3 protein-coding genes and 1 pseudogene are annotated in these 1934 nt (G+C 50.8%); all 4 read right to left on the bottom strand.

What is annotated here, in order from left to right; genetic code table 11:
- Window positions 1-827, bottom strand: an 827-nt coding sequence (locus tag ABYT30_RS18870; protein WP_373098079.1) for a S49 family peptidase, incomplete at its 3' end; no start/stop codon positions are given.
- Window positions 824-1216 (bottom strand): DUF2069 domain-containing protein, encoded by a 393-nt coding sequence (locus ABYT30_RS18865; protein ID WP_373083425.1) that lies wholly within the window; start codon window positions 1214-1216, stop codon window positions 824-826. The genes ABYT30_RS18870 and ABYT30_RS18865, both read right to left, overlap by 4 nt.
- Window positions 1217-1223: 7 nt before the next feature.
- A complete protein-coding gene (gene wrbA, locus ABYT30_RS18860) occupies window positions 1224-1820 on the bottom strand; it encodes an NAD(P)H:quinone oxidoreductase (protein ID WP_373098077.1) in 597 nt (198 codons plus the stop codon).
- 33 nt (window positions 1821-1853) lie between these two features.
- Window positions 1854-1934: pseudogene (locus ABYT30_RS18855) on the bottom strand (arsenate reductase (glutaredoxin)); the annotation flags it as partial.

Here is a 1934-nt window from a genome sequence, read left to right as displayed (position 1 = left end):
CTGACTATGCCATCAACCAAACCATAATCGAGGGCCGCTTGGGCGGCGTCGCCGTCAACCTTAGCCATCACCTCGTCAATATGATTTACATAGTAATCAAACTTCTCAGCAGATATACCTCGGCGAGAAATGAGGGTATCGCGATACACCGTCCACAACTGGTCCAGCCAAGCCTTATTGGACTCTTTGGCGGCCTCAGACATATCGTTGCGGAGCAGCGGTTCAACAGCTGACTTAAAACTGCCTACTTTAAAAACATGAAACCGGATTTTGAGCTTATTAATTGCATCAAAGAAGTAATTGCGAATAACCGCAAAGCCTTCAATACCAACGCCGCCCATATTGTGGACAAAAATTTGATCGGCAAAACTGGCCAGCAAATATTGATCTTGATCATAGTGACTCGCCGTCGCGACCACGGTTTTACCGCTATCGCGGAAACGGCTAATGGACTCAGACAACTCCAAGGTTTTACTCAGGCCAATATGCTGGAGCTCATCGAGCTGGAGCAACATTACTTCGATACGCGGGTCGTCGGTTGCTAAATCAACCGTCTCAATTAAATCGCTCAGTAATGTTTCTGTAGGTAAACCACTGGAGCTCAACTGGGTTAAGGCATCGACCGCCGTAATTTGATCAACGACTACGCCTTGGGGCGCCACAATTAACACCGCACCATCGGGCACGCTAATATTCACTGAGGTGAATACTGCCGTGAGAACAATACCGATAAAAACCACAAACACGATATTGATTAACCAGCGCCGAGTGCCTTCAATAATTGCCCCTAAGCGCGAGAAAAAACCCCGCTTTTTAGTCCCTGTCATTCGCCTGATGTCCCTTCTGCCTGTTTCGCTTTCAACATTTGTGCCTGCCAGCGAATAAATATCGTCGCACTGCAAAACAACATGACGACTGCCGCTAACTCAATATAATTAAACCAGATAGCATAGGGCGACATCGCCTCAGTTACCGCCATCGCAAAATACAATAAAATGGCAAAGCACAACCAAGCGATGCTGCGCAGCTGGTGCTTAAACACACCATAGGCAAACAACAAAATTGGCACCGTGCGAATCAACCAAATACTGACGCTAGGTTGCCGTCCCTCTTGAACCCACACCCATGTACCGAGACTTAAACTCAGCAAAAAAGCGATGTAGCTTATTTTCATTGCCCACGCCGCGAACAATGCACGCTTTTCAATACTGGTCATGTCTACCTCAGGGTTGCAGTTTTTTACTTAATTCCGCCACGCGCCGTCCCAGCGCAGTGGCTAATTCGAGTTCAATATTGTCTACCGAGCGGCCAGCTTGGCCGGCCACATGCGAGGCGCCATAAGGGGTTCCCCCGCTTTGCGTGGTGGTTAACGCCGCCTCGCTATAGGGTAAACCGGCGATGACCATGCCGTGGTGTAACAGCGGCATCATCATTGTTAGCAGGGTAGTCTCCTGCCCCCCGTGCATACTCGCACTCGAGGTAAAAACCGCCGCTGGCTTGCCGATCAGCGCACCGCTCATCCACAGGCTAGACGTGCCGTCGAGAAAATACTTCAAAGGCGCCGCCATATTACCAAATCGCGTGGGACTTCCCATCAGCAGACCTGCGCAATCACGCAAATCGTCCTCACTGGCGTACAAATGACCGCTATCAGGGATATCCTCAGCTGTGGCCTCGCACACGGTAGACACCGCTGGCACCGTGCGAATTCTCGCCTCTAAGCCGGCCTGCTCTACCCCTCTGGCAATTTGCTGGGCTAGGCGCTCAGTCGCACCATGGCGACTGTAATACAATACCAACACATACGGATTACTGCTCAACAAATACGTCCTCTTAAACTTTACGGCGAGAGCTTAATCCAGCAGCGCCAAAACATTCTCGGGTGGTCGGCCCAGCACCGCGCGTGCGCCGTTGACTACAATGGGCCGCTCGAT

It is taken from the genome of Zhongshania sp., from assembly GCF_041623545.1.
In the GTDB taxonomy this organism is placed as follows: Bacteria; Pseudomonadota; Gammaproteobacteria; order Pseudomonadales; family Spongiibacteraceae; genus Spongiibacter.
Note: the sequence above shows the minus strand (reverse complement) of the source record. Positions and strands in the feature narration are given on the sequence as shown.